Source organism: Ruegeria jejuensis (assembly GCF_041537905.1).
Taxonomy (GTDB): domain Bacteria; phylum Pseudomonadota; class Alphaproteobacteria; order Rhodobacterales; family Rhodobacteraceae; genus Ruegeria_C.
This window is the reverse complement of the sequence record NZ_JBGRUO010000003.1, coordinates 239,909-258,286: the sequence shown is the minus strand read 5'-3', so window position 1 is coordinate 258,286 and position 18,378 is coordinate 239,909. Positions and strand designations below refer to the sequence as shown.

Annotated in this window: 15 protein-coding genes; 6 read left to right on the top strand and 9 right to left on the bottom strand. The window is 62.1% G+C overall.

Annotation, left to right across the window (positions count from 1 at the left end; all coding sequences use genetic code 11):
- Nucleotides 1-60: 60 nt before the first annotated feature.
- From AB1E34_RS05575 to AB1E34_RS05555, 5 genes are all read right to left on the bottom strand, one after another.
- Nucleotides 61-1,161: an MFS transporter gene (locus AB1E34_RS05575; RefSeq protein WP_372571345.1), complete on the bottom strand. Its 1,101-nt coding sequence runs from the start codon at nucleotides 1,159-1,161 to the stop codon at nucleotides 61-63.
- Between the two features lie 115 nt (nucleotides 1,162-1,276).
- Nucleotides 1,277-2,554, bottom strand: a complete 1,278-nt coding sequence (locus AB1E34_RS05570; protein ID WP_372571344.1) for a DUF3422 family protein — start codon at nucleotides 2,552-2,554, stop codon at nucleotides 1,277-1,279.
- Between the two features lie 242 nt (nucleotides 2,555-2,796).
- Nucleotides 2,797-4,251 (bottom strand): NAD(P)(+) transhydrogenase (Re/Si-specific) subunit beta, encoded by a 1,455-nt coding sequence (locus AB1E34_RS05565; protein ID WP_372571343.1) that lies wholly within the window; start codon nucleotides 4,249-4,251, stop codon nucleotides 2,797-2,799.
- A 13-nt stretch (nucleotides 4,252-4,264) separates the two neighbouring features.
- On the bottom strand, nucleotides 4,265-5,836 hold the full coding sequence (locus AB1E34_RS05560) for a Re/Si-specific NAD(P)(+) transhydrogenase subunit alpha (RefSeq protein WP_372571342.1): 1,572 nt from the start codon (nucleotides 5,834-5,836) through the stop codon (nucleotides 4,265-4,267).
- Between the two features lie 127 nt (nucleotides 5,837-5,963).
- A complete protein-coding gene (locus AB1E34_RS05555; RefSeq protein ID WP_372571341.1) occupies nucleotides 5,964-6,413 on the bottom strand; it encodes a methyltransferase family protein in 450 nt (149 codons plus the stop codon).
- Nucleotides 6,414-6,552: 139 nt separating this feature from the next.
- On the opposite strand from AB1E34_RS05555, the gene kynU reads away from it, so the two are divergent.
- A complete protein-coding gene (gene kynU / locus AB1E34_RS05550) occupies nucleotides 6,553-7,746 on the top strand; it encodes a kynureninase (RefSeq protein ID WP_372571340.1) in 1,194 nt (397 codons plus the stop codon).
- Between the two features lies 1 nt (nucleotide 7,747).
- Here kynU and AB1E34_RS05545 read toward each other — a convergent pair whose 3' ends face one another.
- Nucleotides 7,748-8,326 (bottom strand): TetR/AcrR family transcriptional regulator, encoded by a 579-nt coding sequence (locus AB1E34_RS05545; RefSeq protein WP_372571339.1) that lies wholly within the window; start codon nucleotides 8,324-8,326, stop codon nucleotides 7,748-7,750.
- Between the two features lie 98 nt (nucleotides 8,327-8,424).
- Between AB1E34_RS05545 and AB1E34_RS05540 the strand changes: the two genes are divergently transcribed.
- The 4 genes from AB1E34_RS05540 to AB1E34_RS05525 all read left to right on the top strand — a co-directional run bounded on the left by AB1E34_RS05540 (nucleotide 8,425) and on the right by AB1E34_RS05525 (nucleotide 14,839).
- Nucleotides 8,425-8,889 carry a (2Fe-2S)-binding protein gene (locus AB1E34_RS05540; protein ID WP_372571338.1) on the top strand — a complete coding sequence of 155 codons (465 nt, stop codon included), beginning with the start codon at nucleotides 8,425-8,427 and terminating at the stop codon, nucleotides 8,887-8,889.
- A gap of 3 nt (nucleotides 8,890-8,892) precedes the next feature.
- Nucleotides 8,893-11,130, top strand: coding sequence for a xanthine dehydrogenase family protein molybdopterin-binding subunit (locus AB1E34_RS05535; protein WP_372571337.1), 2,238 nt, complete (start codon nucleotides 8,893-8,895; stop codon nucleotides 11,128-11,130).
- A 143-nt stretch (nucleotides 11,131-11,273) separates the two neighbouring features.
- Complete coding sequence (locus AB1E34_RS05530; RefSeq protein WP_372571336.1) at nucleotides 11,274-14,429, top strand: valine--tRNA ligase; 3,156 nt, start codon at nucleotides 11,274-11,276, stop codon at nucleotides 14,427-14,429.
- 77 nt (nucleotides 14,430-14,506) lie between these two features.
- A complete protein-coding gene (locus tag AB1E34_RS05525) occupies nucleotides 14,507-14,839 on the top strand; it encodes a DnaJ family domain-containing protein (RefSeq protein ID WP_372571335.1) in 333 nt (110 codons plus the stop codon).
- Here AB1E34_RS05525 and AB1E34_RS05520 read toward each other — a convergent pair.
- The 3 genes from AB1E34_RS05520 to AB1E34_RS05510 are packed head-to-tail and all read right to left on the bottom strand — an operon-like array spanning nucleotide 14,836 to nucleotide 17,129.
- Nucleotides 14,836-15,201, bottom strand: coding sequence for a VOC family protein (locus tag AB1E34_RS05520; protein ID WP_372571334.1), 366 nt, complete (start codon nucleotides 15,199-15,201; stop codon nucleotides 14,836-14,838). The genes AB1E34_RS05525 and AB1E34_RS05520 overlap by 4 nt on opposite strands.
- Nucleotides 15,202-15,212: 11 nt before the next feature.
- Nucleotides 15,213-15,995: a crotonase/enoyl-CoA hydratase family protein gene (locus AB1E34_RS05515; protein ID WP_372571333.1), complete on the bottom strand. Its 783-nt coding sequence runs from the start codon at nucleotides 15,993-15,995 to the stop codon at nucleotides 15,213-15,215.
- 57 nt (nucleotides 15,996-16,052) lie between these two features.
- Nucleotides 16,053-17,129, bottom strand: a complete 1,077-nt coding sequence (locus tag AB1E34_RS05510; RefSeq protein ID WP_372571332.1) for an SMP-30/gluconolactonase/LRE family protein — start codon at nucleotides 17,127-17,129, stop codon at nucleotides 16,053-16,055.
- A gap of 100 nt (nucleotides 17,130-17,229) precedes the next feature.
- Here AB1E34_RS05510 and AB1E34_RS05505 point away from each other — a divergent pair, with 100 nt between their 5' ends.
- Complete coding sequence (locus AB1E34_RS05505; protein ID WP_372571331.1) at nucleotides 17,230-18,351, top strand: pyridoxal phosphate-dependent aminotransferase; 1,122 nt, start codon at nucleotides 17,230-17,232, stop codon at nucleotides 18,349-18,351.
- Nucleotides 18,352-18,378: the final 27 nt, after the last annotated feature.

The following is an 18,378-nucleotide window of genomic DNA, read 5'->3' as shown; positions in this document are numbered from 1 at the left end:
GTCCGAGGGGGTGTGCGCACGCTAAGTCGCAGAGCTTGCCGCTGTCAAACCGATTGCACCCTAGTGCGTGCGCGGGCGAAGCGCCCCGGCCAGCAGCACGATCAACAGAGCCAGCGGCACCAGCACCGCCAGCGCGAGCCGCAGCGACGCCAGATGCGCCAGAAACCCGATCACCGGCGGTCCGATCAGCAGCCCGCCATAGCCCAGCGTCGCCACGCTGGCGATCCCCTGTCCCTGTGGTATGTCCGGGTCATTGGCCGCACGGGTGAAGGCCAGCGGCATCACCACGGCATAGCCGACTCCCATCAGTCCAAGCCCGATCAAGACGGTCGATGGAACGGCGGCGGCGACAACCGCAATGGCCCCAACAGTGGCAAAGGCCCCGCCCAATCGCGCCGCAAGGACCGGACCCAGCGCGCCGATCAACCAGCCGCCCATAAAGCGCACCGCCACCATGGCCACCGAAAACACTGCATACCCCAGTGTCGAAACGCTCTCTGCCGCGCCGATGCTGTCACGCAGGTAAATCGCGCTCCAATCCGCCACCGCGCCCTCGCCCATGGCGCCGCAAAAGGCGGAGAGCCCAACCAGCACAAGCACCCCGGTGGGGAAGGCAAAGACCTTGCCCCGTGACAGATTCGAGCGTTGTGAGGTCCACCCGATACGCGCGATTGCCAGCGTCAGCACCGCTACGATGGCACCCGACACCAGAAAATGCGCCAGCACCGACATCTGTGCCTGAATCGCTGCAAACCCGCTGAGCGCGCCCAGCCCGGCCCCGAGGCTCCACATGGCATGGAACGACGACATCGCGGCTTTCTTGTACTGCCGGTCCACTTCCGCGCCCCAGGCATTCATGGCCACATCCATCGACCCGTGAGAGGCCCCGAACAGAAACAGCGCGAGACACAGAAACGCGTAGCTGCCCGCCACGCCCAGCAGGATCAGGCTGAGCGCATAGAGCACGCCCACAACCAGCGTGACCCCATATGCCCCGAACCGGTCCACCAACCGCCCGGTGATCGGAAAGGAACAGACCGCACCCGCCGCCAGAAACAACAGTGCCAGCCCCAAGGTCTCATGCGATAATGACAATGCATCGCTCACCGCCGGGATGCGCGACGCCCAGATGCCGAAATAGGCACCGTTGAGGACAAACATGGAGGCAACCGCGCTCCACGCTCTGGGAAACCCGACCATGTGACGACCTTTGTTCGAGACGGCCAACGACTCTTTCGATAAGTCCTAGCGACGAAAGCGTGACCTGAACAGCCGGTCATTCCAGATGTTTGCGGATGCGCTTCACCATCAGCCAGACCAGCAGGATCACCGGCAGGGTCACACCGGCGGTCAGCGTGGTTTTGGAGAGGCCCAGCTTGGTCAGCGGCCCCAACAGGTAGACCGCCAGCGACACCGCATAATAGCTGATCGCGACCACCGACAACCCCTCGACCGTGTGCTGCAGACGCAAGGCCAGATCGGCGCGGCGATCCATGCTCTCCAGCAGCGCCTGATTCTGCGCGCTGCGCTGCACATCCACACGCGTCCGCAGCAACTCGCCCGCCCGCATCGCCCGATCCGACAGGCTTTGCAACCGCCGCTGTGTGGATTTGACTGTTCGCATCGCCGGGTCATAGCGGCGGACCATGAAATCCGACAGGGTCTGGCGACCCAGAAACCGCTCCTCCCGCAAAAGCTGGATGCGCTGGTTCACGATGGCCTCATAAGCGCCGGTCGCGCCGAACCGGAACGAGGCACGCGCTGCCATCGTCTCCAGCTCGGCCGCAGCAGTCAGCAGCTTTGGCAGCGTCTCTTCAGCCGGGGCGGCCTCATCGGCCATCTCTCCGGCCAGTTCCGTCAGCTTCGTATCCAATTCGCCCAGCCGGGAGCCCATCTTGCGGGCCTCTGCAAAGCCCAGCATCGACATCGCTTTATAGGTCTCAATCTCGCACAGACGCTGTACGATTCGTCCCACCCGCCGCTTGTCGGTCCCGTCAGACACAAAGACCGCCAGCCGGACATGACCTGCCGGGTCGATGCGGAAATCCCCAGCGACGACAGCCGCATCATCCAGCACATGCGCGACCGCCAGGCTTTCGGGCACAAACCAGTCGCGTAGCGATGTGATGATCCTCGGCATGTCGGGGCGCGCCATGACACGCAATGCGATCGAGGTGATCCTCTGCCCCGGTGCGCTCGCCAGCCAATCGGCAGGAAACACCTCGAAATCCGCCGGATCAAAGGGCCGACTGCTCACGCCATCAAAGAAGGCAGTATAGGCCACAAACTCGGTATGCTGTTCCCATTTCAGATGATGACGACCGAGGGAGCCCGAGAAATGCGTGGCACCGGGTTGCGGGTGTTGCGCGCCATGCCGGTCGAGCAAATCGAGCAGATGGGCATGCGCATCCTCACGCGCCGCACCATTCGACCCATCGGGATGTTTGATGGCAAGATAGACCGCTGTTCCCGGCGCTGTGGCGACCGGGAAAGGGCGTGCATGCAGCTCATTTGCAATCGCATAGCGCAGCGGGTGGTCCTGGATGGGCGGCATGTCGGGCTCCGATTGATCCGCTCTACTATAGCCACCCTACCAAAGACATCAAATATCTTTTTATTTCAATATGTTATCGGAATACCGCCGTATACATCCAGAACCACCTCTGATCCGCGCTTCATCTGGTAAAAAATATCTTGGGGGTGAGGCCGAAGGCCGAGGGGGCAAAGCCCCCTAACCAAAAACAAAAAAGAAAAGGGCGCCCGCAGGCGCCCTTTGCAATTGGATCAAACCCGTGCTCACTCGATCATCGGCAGCAGCTTGTCGAGCGAGGCTTTGGCATCGCCGTAGAACATGCGGGTGTTTTCCTTGAAGAACAGCGGGTTCTCGATGCCGGAATAACCGGTACCCTGACCGCGCTTGGACACAAAGACCTGCTTGGCCTTCCAGCATTCCAGAACCGGCATCCCGGCGATGGGGCTGTTGGGGTCGTCCTGTGCAGCCGGGTTCACGATGTCGTTGGAGCCGATAACGATGGCAACATCCGTGTCGGGGAAGTCATCATTGATCTCGTCCATCTCCATCACGATATCATAAGGCACCTTCGCCTCGGCCAGCAGCACGTTCATGTGGCCGGGCAGACGGCCCGCAACCGGGTGGATGGCGAAACGCACATTCTTGCCCGCCGCGCGCAGCTTGCGCACCAGTTCGGACACAGCCTGCTGCGCCTGCGCCACCGCCATCCCGTAGCCGGGGATGATAATGACACTGTCGGCATCGTTCAGCGCCGCTGCCACACCATCGGCCTCGATGGCGATCTGCTCGCCCTCGACAGCCATCTGCTCACCCTGCGGACCACCAAAGCCGCCAAGGATCACGCTGACAAAGTGACGGTTCATCGCCTTGCACATGATGTAGGACAGGATCGCACCAGACGAGCCAACCAGCGCACCCACAACGATCAGCAGGTCATTGCCCAGCGAGAAACCAATCGCCGCCGCGGCCCAGCCCGAGTAGCTGTTCAGCATCGACACAACCACTGGCATGTCAGCACCGCCGATGCCCATGATCAGGTGATAGCCGATAAAAAGCGCGGCCAGCGTCATCAGGAACAGCGGGAAGAAGCTACCAGAGCTGGTGTACCAGATCAGGCAGATCAGTGAGAGCGCCGCAGCACCCGCGTTCAGCATATGCCCGCCCGGCAGCTTGGTCGCCGCCGAGGTCACCTTGCCCGCCAGCTTGCCATAGGCAATGACAGACCCGGTGAAGGTGATCGCACCGATGAAGATGCCGAGGAACAGTTCCACATGCAGGATCGCAAGCTCTGCCGAGGTCTTCTTGGCGATCAGCTTGGCGAACGCGCCCAGATCGCTGAGGTCGGCCTCTCTCGCGGAATCCACAATGGCCATCACTTCGGCCACGTTCTTGATCTCGAAATGCGCGTTGAAGCCCACAAAGACCGCTGCCAGACCAACCAGCGAGTGCATCGCCGCCACAAGCTGCGGCATCTCGGTCATCTGGACGCGCTGCGCCACATAAACACCGATGGTGCCGCCACCTGCAATCAACAGAAGCGACAGCAGCCACAGGCCCGAACCGGGTCCGATAAGGGTGGCAAAGACCGCCAGCGCCATGCCAACGATCCCGTACCAGACCGCGCGCTTGGCGCTTTCCTGGTTCGACAGACCGCCAAGGGACAGGATGAAGAGAACAGCCGCAACGACATAAGCGGCAGTGGTAAAGCCAAATTCCATCTCTCGGCCCCCCTTAGGATTTCTGGAACATGGCGAGCATGCGCCGTGTGACGAGGAAACCGCCGAAGATGTTGATCCCGGCCATGAACACCGATAGCCCCGCCAGCAGGATCACCAGGAAGCTGCCTGATCCGATCTGCATCAAGGCGCCGAGGATGATGATCGACGAGATCGCGTTGGTGATCGCCATCAGCGGCGTGTGCAGGCTGTGCGCCACGCCCCAGATCACCTGGAAGCCCACGAAGACCGCCAACACGAAGACGATGAAATGCTGCATGAAGCTTGCAGGCGCAATCAGACCTACCAACAGCGTCAGAAGGCCACCAACCGCCAGCAGGGTCACCTGCTGCTTGGTCTGCGCCTTGAACTCGGCCACTTCCTTGGCGCGCTTCTCTTCCGGGGTCAGTTCCTTGACTTCCGGTTTCTTCTGCGCGGCGATCGCCTGCACCTTGGGCGGCGGCGGCGGGAAGGTGATCTCGCCCTGATGGGTCACGGTCGCGCCGCGGATCACGTCATCTTCCATGTCATGATTGACCTGACCGTCCTTCTCGGGGGTCAGATCGGTCATCATGTGGCGGATATTGGTGGCATAAAGCGTCGAGGCCTGCGCCGCCATCCGGCTGGGGAAGTCGGTATAGCCGATGATGGTCACGCCATTGTCGGTCACGATCTTCTCGTCCGCCACGGTCAGCTTGCAGTTGCCGCCCTTTTCCGCCGCCAGATCGACAATCACCGAGCCCGGCTTCATCGCTTCGACCATGTCCTTGGTCCAAAGCTCGGGCGCCTCGCGGTTGGGGATCAGGGCGGTGGTGATGACGATATCGACTTCCGGAGCAAGCTCGCGGAACTTGGCAAGCTGCGCTTCGCGGAACTCATCGGACTGGACCGAGGCATAGCCGCCGGTCGCCGCGCCGTCCTGCTGCTCATCCTCGAAATCGAGATAGACGAACTCCGCGCCCATCGATTCGACCTGTTCGGCCACTTCGGGGCGCACGTCAAAGGCCAGCGTGATCGCCCCCAGCGAGGTCGAGGTGCCGATGGCGGCCAGACCGGCAACGCCCGCCCCCACGACCAGAACCTTGGCAGGCGGCACTTTACCGGCTGCCGTCACCTGACCGGTGAAGAAGCGGCCAAAGTTGTTGCCCGCCTCGATCACCGCGCGATATCCGGCGATATTGGCCATCGAGGACAGCGCGTCCATCTTCTGCGCCCGGCTGATGCGCGGCACCATTTCCATGGCGATCACAGTCGCACCCTTGGATTTAGCAGCCTCCATCCCTTCTTCGTTTCCGGCAGGATTGAAGAAGGAAATCAGCGTCTTGTCCTTGGTCAGGCGCTTGAGCTCGGTCGCATCGGGCTGGCGCACCTTGGCAACAATGTCAGCGGCCTTCCAAAGCGCGGCGGCGGTCTTGATGACCTCGACCCCGGCCTCTTCGTAGCTTGCATCCGAAAAACCGGCAGCAGCACCTGCGCCGCTTTCGATGGCGCAGTCAAAGCCCAGCTTTTGCAACTGACGTGCCGAGTCGGGCGTCATCGCAACGCGCGCCTCGCCGTCAAACTTCTCTTTTGGTGTGCCTATCTTCACCTGTCAGGCCCCCTTTGGCTGTCTGCATCCGGACGCAGATTGAAACGGTTTGCGGTGCCATGACCTATATTGCGCAACAAAATTTCGCAAGCGCAGCATTGGTATTGGCCGCTGGGTCACATTTCTCTCAGACCCAGCGCCGGGTTTTTTGCTCGTATCGCGCAAAGCCTGCACGGAACGCACGGCGCAGCGCTTTTTCCTCGGGAAGGATGAAACGGCGCTCCAGCACCCAGACGAAAATCGGGAGCAGTGGCAGCGACAGGACCGCGTCAAAACGCAGGATCAGCCCCAGCAGGATCAGCGCATCGCCGAGGTAGATCGGGTTGCGGGTACGCGAGAATATTCCGCTGGTGACCAGAGCCGAAGCCGTTTGGTGCGGGATCGGCGTGGTGCGATAGCGTCGCAACTCCATCAGCGCCAGCACCATCAGCAAAATCCCCGCCCCCACACAAAGCCCGCCCAGCAGATCGGACCAGGCCCCGCCAAGGCTGAACCCGAACGCAGCCCAGCGCGCCTGCGCCCAGGCGATCAGGATGAAGCCGACCAGCCAGATCGGTGGGATATCGAGCCATTTCATCTTTCGGCCTCCGGGGTGATTTGTGCGCAACCTGCCACATCTGTTGCCCGGCTTCGCCAAGACGCAACGCCGCAGCACCCCTTGCCCACCGGCGCCGGGCAGGCCATCGTCCTGGCAATCACTGCCGACAGGATCACATATGACCGATTTCGCCGCCACCAAAGCCCTGTTCCATCTGCCAGAGGGCATGATCTATCTGGATGGCAACTCACTGGGTCCGCTGCCGATTGCCGCCACGGACCGCATGAATGAGGTCATGCGCGGGCAATGGGGCGAGATGCTGATCACCGGCTGGAACAAGGCAGGCTGGATGGCGCAACCCACGCATCTGGGCGATCGGATCGGTCGCTTGATCGGGGCCGAACCCGGCCATGTGGTGGTGGGTGACACACTGTCGATCAAGGTCTACCAGGCACTCGCCGCCGCGCTGGAGCTAACCCCAGACCGGCGTGTGGTTCTGTCGGATACCGGCAACTTTCCGACCGATCTCTATATGGCGAAAGGGTTGTTGGATACGCTGGACAAGGGGCACGAACTGAGATTGGTGGCCCCAGAACAGATCGACTCCGCGCTCAGCGAGGAGGTTGCAGTGCTGATGCTGACCGAGGTTGATTTCTGCACCGGTCGTCGTCATGACATGCAGGCCCTGACCGCAAAAGCACATGAGCTTGGCATCGTAACCATCTGGGATCTGGCGCATACAGCCGGAGCCGACGCAGTTGATGTCACGCGTGTCGGGGCGGATTTTGCGGTTGGTTGCACCTATAAATATCTCAATGCAGGCCCCGGCGCGCCTGCCTTCATCTATGTCGCACCACGTCATGCGCATAACGCGCTGCCTGCCCTGTCTGGCTGGCTGGGCCATGAAGCGCCCTTTGCCTTTGATCTGGACTATCGCGCCGGGCCGGGCATTGAACGGATGCGGGTCGGCACCCCACCGGTTCTGCAGATGGCCGCGCTTGATGCGGCGCTGGACATCTGGGATCGTGTTGATCTGGCGGATGTCCGGGCCAGATCGGTTGAGTTGAGCGAAAGGTTCATCGCCAAGGTCGAAGCGCATTGCCCTGACCTGCAGCTTGCCAGCCCGCGCGATCCCGATCTGCGCGGCAGTCAGGTCTCGTTCCGGTTTGCCGAAGGGTATGCGGTCGTTCAGGCGTTGATCGCACGCGGCGTTATCGGCGATTTCCGCGAGCCTGACATCATGCGCTTTGGCATTGCGCCCCTGTTTCTGGATGAAAATGACATCGACGGGGCAGTTGCGATCCTGTCCGAGATCATGCGCGAAGCCCTGTGGGATCGCGACGACTACAAGGTCCGAAAACGGGTGACTTGATCTACCTGGCGATCCCTGCGCCCAGCACGGACGCAAGGAGCTTCGCCGATCTGCAATAGTCCTCGTAAGACCCGGCCGTCACCTTGGCGCCCTTCAGGGATGATGTGATCAGGGCGGCGGTGTCTTCGGCACTGCCCGGCAATGTTGCGCCTCCGGCATCTACGCGCTGGGTTAGCCAACTTGCATAGATCTCGCGCAGCCTTGCCTCGCCGTCATGCACCATCTCCGACGAGGTTGTGTTCCCCGCCTCAAGCAATTCCATCCCATGGGCTGAGCTGAGCATCGGCTTCACGATAATCTCACCCTGCGCAAGAAAGGCCGCCTCCAGCACGTCTGAAACCGCACCATCGCGCGACAGCGCTTCGCTAAGAGCGGCGGTGCACATGTCATAGCAAAACCGCACAAGTGTCTGAAAGATATGATCCTTGTTTCGGTAATGCAGATAGACTGCCGCCCGCGACATGTTCGCCCCACGCGCGATGTCATCCATCGAGGTCTTGCGATAGCCATAGCTCGCAAAGGCACTCCACGCCGCTTCGAGGATGGCTTTCTGCTTGGGATCGATATCGAGGTCTTTCATATCTTCAGCATTTGACAGTTTGTGTCGATATTGTCAATTGACACTCTGACAAAATAAGCTATTTATGTCAGAAATCAGCTGATGCGGAGAAACGCGCCATGCCAACATCCCTGACGATCAACGGAACAGCCCATGAAATCGATCTGCCCGAGGACGTGCCCCTGCTTTGGGCGTTGCGCGATGAGGTCGGTCTGACCGGCACCAAATTCGGCTGCGGGGTTGCTGCCTGCGGCGCCTGCACGGTGCATATCGACGGCGAAGCGGTGCGGTCCTGTCAGGTCGCCCTGTCGGATGTCTGGGGCGATGTCACCACGATCGAAGGCGTCGGCACGCCCGAGGCGATGGCCAAGATCCAGCAAGCCTGGGTCGAACATCAGGTCGCGCAATGCGGCTATTGCCAGTCGGGTCAGATCATGCAGGCCGCCGCGCTGCTTGCTGAAAACCCCAGCCCCTCGGATGCCGAGATTGACGAGGCGATGCAGGGCAATCTCTGCCGCTGTGGCACCTATCCCCGTATCCGCGCCGCGATTCATACCGCTGCTGGTAAGCTGAAGGAGGCGTAAATCATGGCATCTGTTGCAAAAATCCTCCGCCGCACTTTCCTGATCGGATCAGCAGCCATCGTTGGCGGCGTGGCCTTTGGCGTCTATTACGTCAACCGCCCCGCCCCCAACCCGCTGAAGCCGCAGGAGGGCGAAACCGCGCTGAACCCCTTTGTCCTGATCGATCAGGAAGGCGTCACGCTCTTTGCGCCCCGTGCCGAGATGGGTCAGGGCGTGATGACCACATGGGCGGCCCTGATCGCCGAAGAACTGGATGTGGAACTGGACGATGTCCGGGTTTTGCACGGACCCGCCGCTGCCGCCTATTACAACAGCGCCATGCTGGGTGAGGCGCTGCCCAACAAAGGCTATGACATCTCGGATTTCCAGCACAATCTGGCCGAGGCGCTTGGTATGCTGGGCAAGGTGCTGAGCCTGCAAGTCACCGGTGGATCAACCTCGATGAAAGACGGGTTCGAGCGCATGCGCGAGGCCGGAGCCACCGCCCGCGAGACGCTGAAACAGGCGGCGGCCGAGCAGCTTGGCGTCGACCGCGGCCTGCTCAAGACCGAAAAGGGCGCGGTGATCGCGCCGGACGGCACGACCATTCCCTATACTGAATTGGCCGTGGCCGCTGGTCAGATCGACCCGCCCCATGTTGAACTGCGCGATCCATCGCAATGGCGCATTCTGGGCAAGCATCACCCGCGTGTGGACATGGTGGGCAAATCGACCGGCACCGCCGAATATGCCATCGATGTGCGCCCCGAGGGTCTCAAATTCGCCAGCGTGCGGGTAAACCCGAAACTCGGTGGCAAGATGAACAGTTTCGACGCCAGCGCCGCCGAATCCATGCCCGGCGTCGAAAAGATCGTCGATCTGGGCAATGGCGTTGCGGTTGTCGCCTCCAACACCTGGCTGGCTCTGCAGGCGGTCGAAGCGATCGAGGTGGATTGGGGCGAGGCACCCTACCCGCCGGAAACTGACGCTCTGTTCGACGTCATCGCCGCGAGTTTCGACGGTAAGGCCAACTCCGCCATGCGCGACGATGGTGATGTCAGCGTGATGCCGGAGGGCGCGACCGAGATCACGGCAGAATACAAGCTGCCCTATCTGGCCCATGCCACGATGGAGCCGATGAACGCCACCGCGCTCTTCACCGGCACAACGCTGGACATCTGGGCAGGCAATCAGGCCCCCACGATCATCCAGTCCAAAGCGGCCGAAGTGGCCAATCTCGACACTGAGGCGGTCAATGTGCACACCACCTACCTGGGCGGTGGGTTTGGCCGCAAGGGCGAGTCCGACTACACGGTGATCGCCACACAGATCGCCATGGCGATGCCCAACGTGCCGGTGCAGACCACATGGTCGCGCGAAGAGGACATGCGCCATGACTTCTACCGCCCCGGCGCGATGGCCCGGATGCGCGGCGCCATCAGGGACGGCAAAGCAGTGCTCTATGACGGTCAGATCGCCGCGCAATCTGCGGTCTATCAGTCCATGGATCGGATCGGCGTGCCCTCAGGCGGGCCGGACAAGGTGTTGGTCGAAGGCGCGTTCAACCAGCCCTATGCGATCCCCAACTACCGGATGCGCGGCTATGTGACCGACCTGGCAGTTCCGGTCGGGTTCTGGCGCTCGGTCGGCAACAGCTTCAACGGTTTCTTCCACGACACCTTCCTGGATGAGATGGCCCATGCCGCCAGGCGTGATCCGCTGGAGTTTCGGCTGGAGTTGATGAAAGACGAACACGCCCCCTCGGCCGGGTGTCTTGAAGCGGTGCGCGAGATGTCGGGCTGGACCGGCAAGACACCAGATGGCGTCGGGCGCGGCGTCGGGTTCTGCTACAGTTTCGGCACGCCGGTGGCACAGGTGATTGAGGTGGTGGACGAGGACGGGACCATCCGCATCAACAAGGCCTGGATTGCCTGCGATATGGGCATCGCGCTTGATCCCAACACGGTCGAGGCGCAGATGGTCGGTGGCATGATCTATGGCCTGTCGGCGGCGGCCTATGGCGAGATCACCTTCGCGGATGGCGAGGTCGAGCAATATAACTTCCCCGATTATGACGCGATCCGCATGCACACGGCCCCGGTGACCGAGGTGCGGGTGCTGGAAACCAACCGCCATCTCGGTGGCGCGGGCGAGCCCGGCACCCCGCCTGCGATGCCCGCGCTTGGCAATGCTCTCTTTGACCTGACCGGTCAACGGGCACGCACCCTGCCCCTGTCCCACAGCTTCGATCTGCTGATCTGAGGCGTCCCACAGGTAAGTTGAACGCACCGCCGGACCTCTGGCGGTGCGTTTGCCTGCGCAAAAGCGGCATGTGCCCTTCCCCTTCCCGACCCCATTCGCTATTGCAGTCGCTGACCCGAATTCGTTGACGCAGGACGCATCCCATGGCGATGGAAAAGACATTCAACGCGGCCGAGGCCGAGGCCCGCATCTATGAGGCCTGGGAACAGGCCGGAGCCTTCAAGGCAGGCGCGAACAGATCGCGCGACGAGAGCTTTACCGTCATGATCCCGCCGCCCAACGTGACGGGTGCCCTGCATGTGGGCCATGCGTTCAACAACACGCTGCAGGATATCCTGATCCGCTGGCACCGCATGCGCGGCTTCGACACGCTGTGGCAGCCCGGTCAGGACCATGCAGGCATCGCCACGCAGATGCAGGTGGAAAAGATGCTGATGCTGACCCAACAGCCCGGTCGGCGCGAGTTGGGCCGCGAGAAATTCCTTGAGAAAGTCTGGGAGTGGAAGGGCGAATACGGCGGCACGATCATTGAACAGCTGAAACGTCTGGGCGCCTCCTGCGACTGGTCACGCAACGCGTTCACCATGGCCGGTGCGGCGGGTGATCCGCGCACGGGGCATGAGAACTCGGCCAATTTCCATGACGCGGTGATCAAGGTCTTTGTTGAGATGTACAACAAGGGCCTGATCTATCGCGGCAAGCGGCTGGTCAACTGGGACCCGCATTTCGAAACCGCGATCTCGGATCTTGAAGTCGAGAATATCGAAACGCCTGGGTCTATGTGGCACTTCAAGTATCCGCTGGCGGGGGGCGAGACCTACACTTACGTTGAGAAAGACGAGGACGGGAATATCGTGCTTGAGGAAGAGCGCGACTATATCTCGATCGCAACCACGCGCCCCGAAACCATGCTGGGCGACGGCGCGGTGGCGGTTCATCCCTCGGACGAGCGGTATGCGCCAATTGTCGGGAAACTCTGCGAAATCCCGGTTGGCCCGAAAGAGCATCGCCGTCAGATTCCGATTATCACCGATGACTACCCCGATCCCGATTTCGGCTCGGGCGCGGTGAAGATCACCGGCGCGCATGACTTCAACGACAACATGGTGGCCAAGCGTGGCGGTATCCCGATGTACCGCCTGATGGATACGCGCGGCGCGATGCGGGCCGATGGTGCGCCTTATGCCGACGAAGCTGGCAAGGCGCAGGAATTTGCACGCGGGCGCGCCTTCACCGAGAACGAGATCGACGCGATCAATCTCGTCCCCGATCACCTGCGCGGGCTCGACCGGTTCGAGGCGCGCACAAAGGTCGTCGAAGAGATCACCGCCGACGGTCTGGCCGTGATGACCCGTGCCGATGATCCGGTTCTGGGCACCAAGCTCGGAGAGGAGGACGATCCCGCCGCGCTGGTTCCGCTGGTCGAGAGCAAGCCGATCATGCAGCCCTTTGGCGACCGTTCGAAGGTCGTGATCGAGCCGATGTTCACCGACCAGTGGTTCGTTGACGCGGAAAAAGTCGTTGGCCCTGCGCTGGATGCGGTCAAGGATGGCACGGTCAAGATCATCCCCGAGTCGGGCGAGAAGACCTATTACCACTGGCTGGAAAACATCGAACCCTGGTGCATCTCGCGCCAGCTTTGGTGGGGGCATCAGATACCGGTCTGGTATGGGCTCGATCTGTCCGCCGAGGACTTCAAGGGCGACGAGGATGAGGGCGCGCTTGATCTGGTCGAACTCGGTCGCCTGCTGAACGAAGGCGGCATGCTGCATCGTGGCAATGTCATGGAATGCGCGGCAAGCCTTGAGGCTGTCACCGAGAAATTCTTCGACGACAACGCCAACATTCCCAGCCCGCTGAGTCATGCAAGCGTTATCGAGGTTGCCGACAAGCACGAGGCGATCCATCAATTCGCCGAAAGCCTTGCGCAATACGCAGTCGAACAGGACCCCACCAAGCTGGTCTATCCGGTCTGGCGCGACCCCGACGTGCTCGACACCTGGTTCTCTTCCGGCCTCTGGCCCATCGGCACGCTGGGCTGGCCCGAGCAGACCGAGGAACTGGAACGTTACTTCCCTACGGATGTTCTGGTCACCGGGTTCGACATCCTGTTCTTCTGGGTCGCCCGGATGATGATGATGCAGCTGGCCGTGGTCGATCAGATCCCGTTCCACACCGTCTACCTGCACCAGCTCGTCCGCGACGAGAAGGGCAAGAAGATGTCCAAGACCACCGGCAATGTCATCGACCCGCTGGAAATCGTGGATGAATTCGGTGCCGACGCGCTGCGCTTTACCAACGCCTCGATGGCGGCGATTGGCGGCGTGCTGAAACTGTCGCGCGAACGCATCACCGGTTATCGCAATTTCGGCACCAAGCTGTGGAACGCTGTCCGCTTTGCCGAGATGAACGAGGTCTTCACTGACGCCGTCCCGCAACTGGACGTGGCCGATCTGAAACCCAAGGCCGCCGTGAACCGCTGGATCATTGGCGAGACTGCCCGCGTGCGGGAAGAGGTCGACGCGGCGCTGGAGAGCTATCGCTTCAATGATGCCGCCAACGGGCTCTATGCCTTTGTCTGGGGCAAGGTCTGCGACTGGTATGTAGAACTCTCCAAACCGCTGCTGCAGGGGGATGATGCCGAGGCACAGGCCGAGACCCGCGCCACCATGCGCTGGGTTCTGGATCAATGCATGGTGTTGCTGCATCCGATCATGCCCTTTGTCACCGAAGAGCTGTGGGGCCTGACTGCCAACCGCTCCAAGATGATCGTTCACGCTGACTGGCCGTCCTACGCCGCCGCTGATCTGGTGGAGGCGGATGCGGATCGAGAGATGACCTGGGTGATCTCGGTGATCGAAAACACCCGCTCAGCCCGTGCGCAGATGCGGGTTCCGGCTGGCCTCTATGTGCCGATGCTGGTGACGGAGATAGACGCCAACGGCCAGGCCGCCTGGGACCGCAACGAGACGCTGATCAAACGCCTCGCGCGGATCGACAGCCTGACCAAAGCCGAAGACCTGCCCAAAGGCACCATCTCGATCGCCGCTCCCGGTGCGTCCTTCGGCCTGCCACTGGCAGATATCATTGATATCGGTGCGGAAAAGGAACGGCTGGAGAAAGCCAAAGGCAAGCTGGCCAAGGAATTGGGTGGATTGCGCGGGCGTCTGAACAACCCGAAATTCGCGGCCTCGGCCCCGGAAGAGGTTGTGGCGGAGGCCAAGGCCAATCTCGCCGCCCGCGAAGAAGAAGAGGCCAAGCTGAACGAAGCTCTCGCCCGTCTGGCCGAGATCGCCTGACCGGTTTCGTTGCCGCAACACGTCCTTTCAGCCCCGCCGCGCTCGCGCCCGGCGGGGTTTTGCGTTAGGCTGCCGGCATGACACGGACCACACGAAACCTCGCCGAACGTCAGATCCTCAAGGCCAGGGCCGAGGGTCAGCTTGACGGGCTGCAAGGCGAAGGCCAGCCCCTGCCCGACCGCTCGGGCGAGGCAATGAGCGACCCGGCGCTGGCTGCAGGCCACAGGATCATGGCGCAGGCGGGCGTTCTGCCGGAAGAGTTCACACTCAAAAAGGAACTGGATGCCGCGCGGGCGGATTATTCGAACCTGACCGATCCCGCCGCGCGCAAAGCGGCGATGGCGCGGATCGCAGAGCTGGAGATGCGCTATAACATGGCCCGCGACGCGCGCCGCAGCTTCATGCGCTAGCGCACGGCAAAGGCGCGGCTGGATACCGAGATCGCATTTTTCGACGGGTCTTTGGCATTTGCGAACTCATACCCGTCAGCCTTGTGGATCGCGCCGAATTCCAGACCCCGCTCCCGCGCCTGCGCGCAGAACGCCGCCACATCGGGCACATCGAAGACCAGTTTGACCACGACCTGCCCCTCTCGCGTGGCCTTCCCCGCGGGGTGCAGCATCAGGTGAGCACCCGGCCCTAGCGGGATCAGTTCGACGATCCGATCACCGTCACGCCGATCCGCGCGATACCCGAAATGCAGCGTGTAGAACGCAACCATTTCCTCCATGCGCTTGGTATAGAGCACGAGGCGTGACAGCGGCGGATGCAATGATCCGGCCTCTATTTGAATGCTGGCTTGCGGCCCTGCATGTTGGAGGCGATGACCTCTATCTGATCCGCCTTGCCGATCAGCGAAAGCTGCTCGGCGGTTTCGGCCAGCAATACATCCTGACGCCCGGCTTGCTCTGCCAGATCGATCAGCCGCTTGGCGGCGCGAATGGCGGAGGGCGATTTTCTGGCGATCTCTTCGGCCAGCGCGCGCGCCACTGAAAGCGGATCGTCATGAATTTCAGTCACCAGCCCCCATTCCGCGCCGCGCTCGGCCGAGACGGGGCGGGCAGTATAGACCATCTGACGCAGCACGTCCGAGCGCATCAGATGCGGCAACAATACCATGCCGCCCATATCGGGAATCAGGCCCCATTTCATCTCCATGATCGCCAGTTTGGTGTCCGGTGCAGCGATACGAATATCGGCACCCAGCGCCAGTTGCAGCCCGCCGCCATAAACCGCGCCCTTGAGCGCTGCGATCACCGGCACGGGGACGCGCCGCCAGACCAGCGCCACTTCCTGCATCTCGTTGGCGTCGTGATAGTCCCGCGCATTCAACCAGGCCTCGTTATCGCGCCCGGCCGCGGCTGCGAAACTGGCCACATCCAGACCGGCGCAAAAGCTCGGCCCCTCGCCCGACAGCACCACCGCACGCGCATCCGAGGCGGCGACCTCCTGACCGGCGGCAATGATGGCCTTGACCATTGCATCATCCAGCGCGTTCATCTTGTCGCTACGGGTCAGCGTCACATGTGCGACATGGTTCTCATATTCGACGGATACGCGCGCCATTTCATCCTCCGGTTTGGTGTTCACTTACTATGATGGGGTTCTGAGGGGGGGTCCATTCTAACGCGGCGGCAGGTTGTCGGCGGGCATGCGCGCGTACCAGGGAGAGGTCAGCGTCATGACATAGAAGGTATCATTGATCTTCTTGGCGCTGGTGGTGATCCCCAGCCGCCCCTCCGGGTCCTGCAGATTGCGCAGGATGTTGCCCTCGCCATCAAACTGGATGACCATGCCGCGATGGATGGGGGCCGGGCGCACCAGAGGTCCCAGCCGCCACAACACCTTGCGCAGGAACGGGAATGGCATCAGCTTTTCCGACGGCACCCGCGGGCTCGCAAAAGCCAGCCAATAGGTCCCGTCGCCTTGCGCCTTGAGATTGTCGGGATAGCCCGGCAGATTGTCCAAAAAGACCTCGCGCTGCCCCGCGTTCTCGCCAGTCAGCCACAGCCGATGCACCCGCGCGCGACCGGTCTCGGAGATCAGCAGGAAATCCTCCTCCGGGGATAGCGCCACACCATTGGTATAGACAAAGCCATCGGCGATCTTCTTGACCGTGCCATCCGGGTCGCGGCGGGCGACATATCCGGTATCGGATTGTTCCCAGATCGCCATGATCGAGGTTGGCTTCGTCCCGCCCATGGTCTCGGGATCGAACCGGTCCGTCGAGTTCGAGAAATAGATCGTGCCATCGCGGGCCACATCAAGGTTGTTGGCATAGACCACCGGTTTGCCGTCGATCTCGGACACCAGCCCTTCCAGCGTGCCGGGGCCGGACCAGCGCATCAGGCCGCGAAAGCTGTCGGCGATATAAAGCGCGCCATCGGGCCCGCCCCTCAGGCCCAGCGGACGCCCGCCAAGCGTGTCCACCCGCACCGGTTCCGCCCCGTCAATGCGAAACAGATCGCCAGACAGGCTGGTGGTATAGACATGGCCATCCGGCGTGACCGCAACATCTTCGGGTCCCAGCTCGCCATCGGGCAGCGAGATCAGCTCCATCTCGTCCAACACCCGGTTGATGGCGAAATCGCCCGTGAACCCCGGGGCTTTGGGCGGGTCATAGGCAACCGGGTTCACCGGGACAGGCCAGAACAACAGATAGGCGATGGCGATTATCACCAGCGACCCCAAAATGCGCATCACAATCCCTGCCTTCCCATTGTGGTCAGGCAAGTCTTGGAGCAAGCCCCGACCCGAGGCAAGGCTTGTTCCCCGGCCTGCGATCCGTTTATCTGCAGCCATGACCTATCCGCGCTATACCCCGCTTGCCCAATCCCTGCCCGCAACCGTTCCCTTTGTCGGGCCGGAAACGCAGGAGCGCGCACGCGGTGCGGTTTTCGAGGCGCGGATCGGGGCGAATGAGAATGTGTTCGGCCCGTCACCCAAGGCCATCGCGGCGCTACAGGACAGCGCCGCCGGCTTGTGGATGTATGGCGACCCGGAGAATCACGATCTGCGGCGGGCGCTCGCCGTGCATCACGGCGTGAGCCCCGACAATATCGTGGTGGGCGAAGGCATCGACGGCTTGCTGGGCTATCTGGTGCGTCTGATGGTGGGGCCGGGCGATGCGGTGGTGACCTCTGACGGGGCCTATCCCACCTTCAACTACCATGTGGCGGGCTTTGGCGGGGTGCTGCACAAGGTGCCCTATCGCGACGATCATGAGGACCCAGAGGCGCTGTTCGGCAAGGCCGCCGAGACGGATGCCAAGCTGGTCTATCTGGCCAATCCCGACAATCCCATGGGCAGCTGGCATTCCGGCGACCGGATCGTTGCGGCACTGGAACAGCTGCCCGAAGGCACGCTGCTGGTGCTGGACGAGGCCTATATCGAATGCGCGCCCGAAGGGACCGCGGCCGCGATAACCGCCGATGATCCACGGGTGATCCGCATGCGCACATTCTCCAAGGCGCACGGGCTGGCGGGCGCGCGCGTCGGCTATGCGATCGGCGCGCCGGAACTGATCGCCGCCTTCAACAAGGTACGCAATCATTTCGGCATGAACCGCTCGGCCCAGATCGCGGCCCTTGCGGCCTTGCAGGACGGCGCGTGGCTTAGCCATGTGACGGCCCGGATCGCCGGGTCGCGTGCGCGGATCGCAGATATTGCGCGGCAAAACGGGCTGACACCGCTGCCTTCTGCGGCCAATTTCGTGGCCATAGATTGCGGGCGTGATGCGGAATTTGCAAAGCAGGTGCTGGAAAACCTGATCGCGCTTGGCATTTTTGTGCGCATGCCGTTTTCCGCCCCCCAGAACCGCTGTATCCGCATCAGCTGCGGGACCGACGCTGATCTGGACGCCTTTGCCGCCGCCCTGCCCCGCGCGTTGGAGGGGGCATTGGACCGGATCGCCAAGGGCTGATATCCTGCGCCAGCAACGGCACAGGAG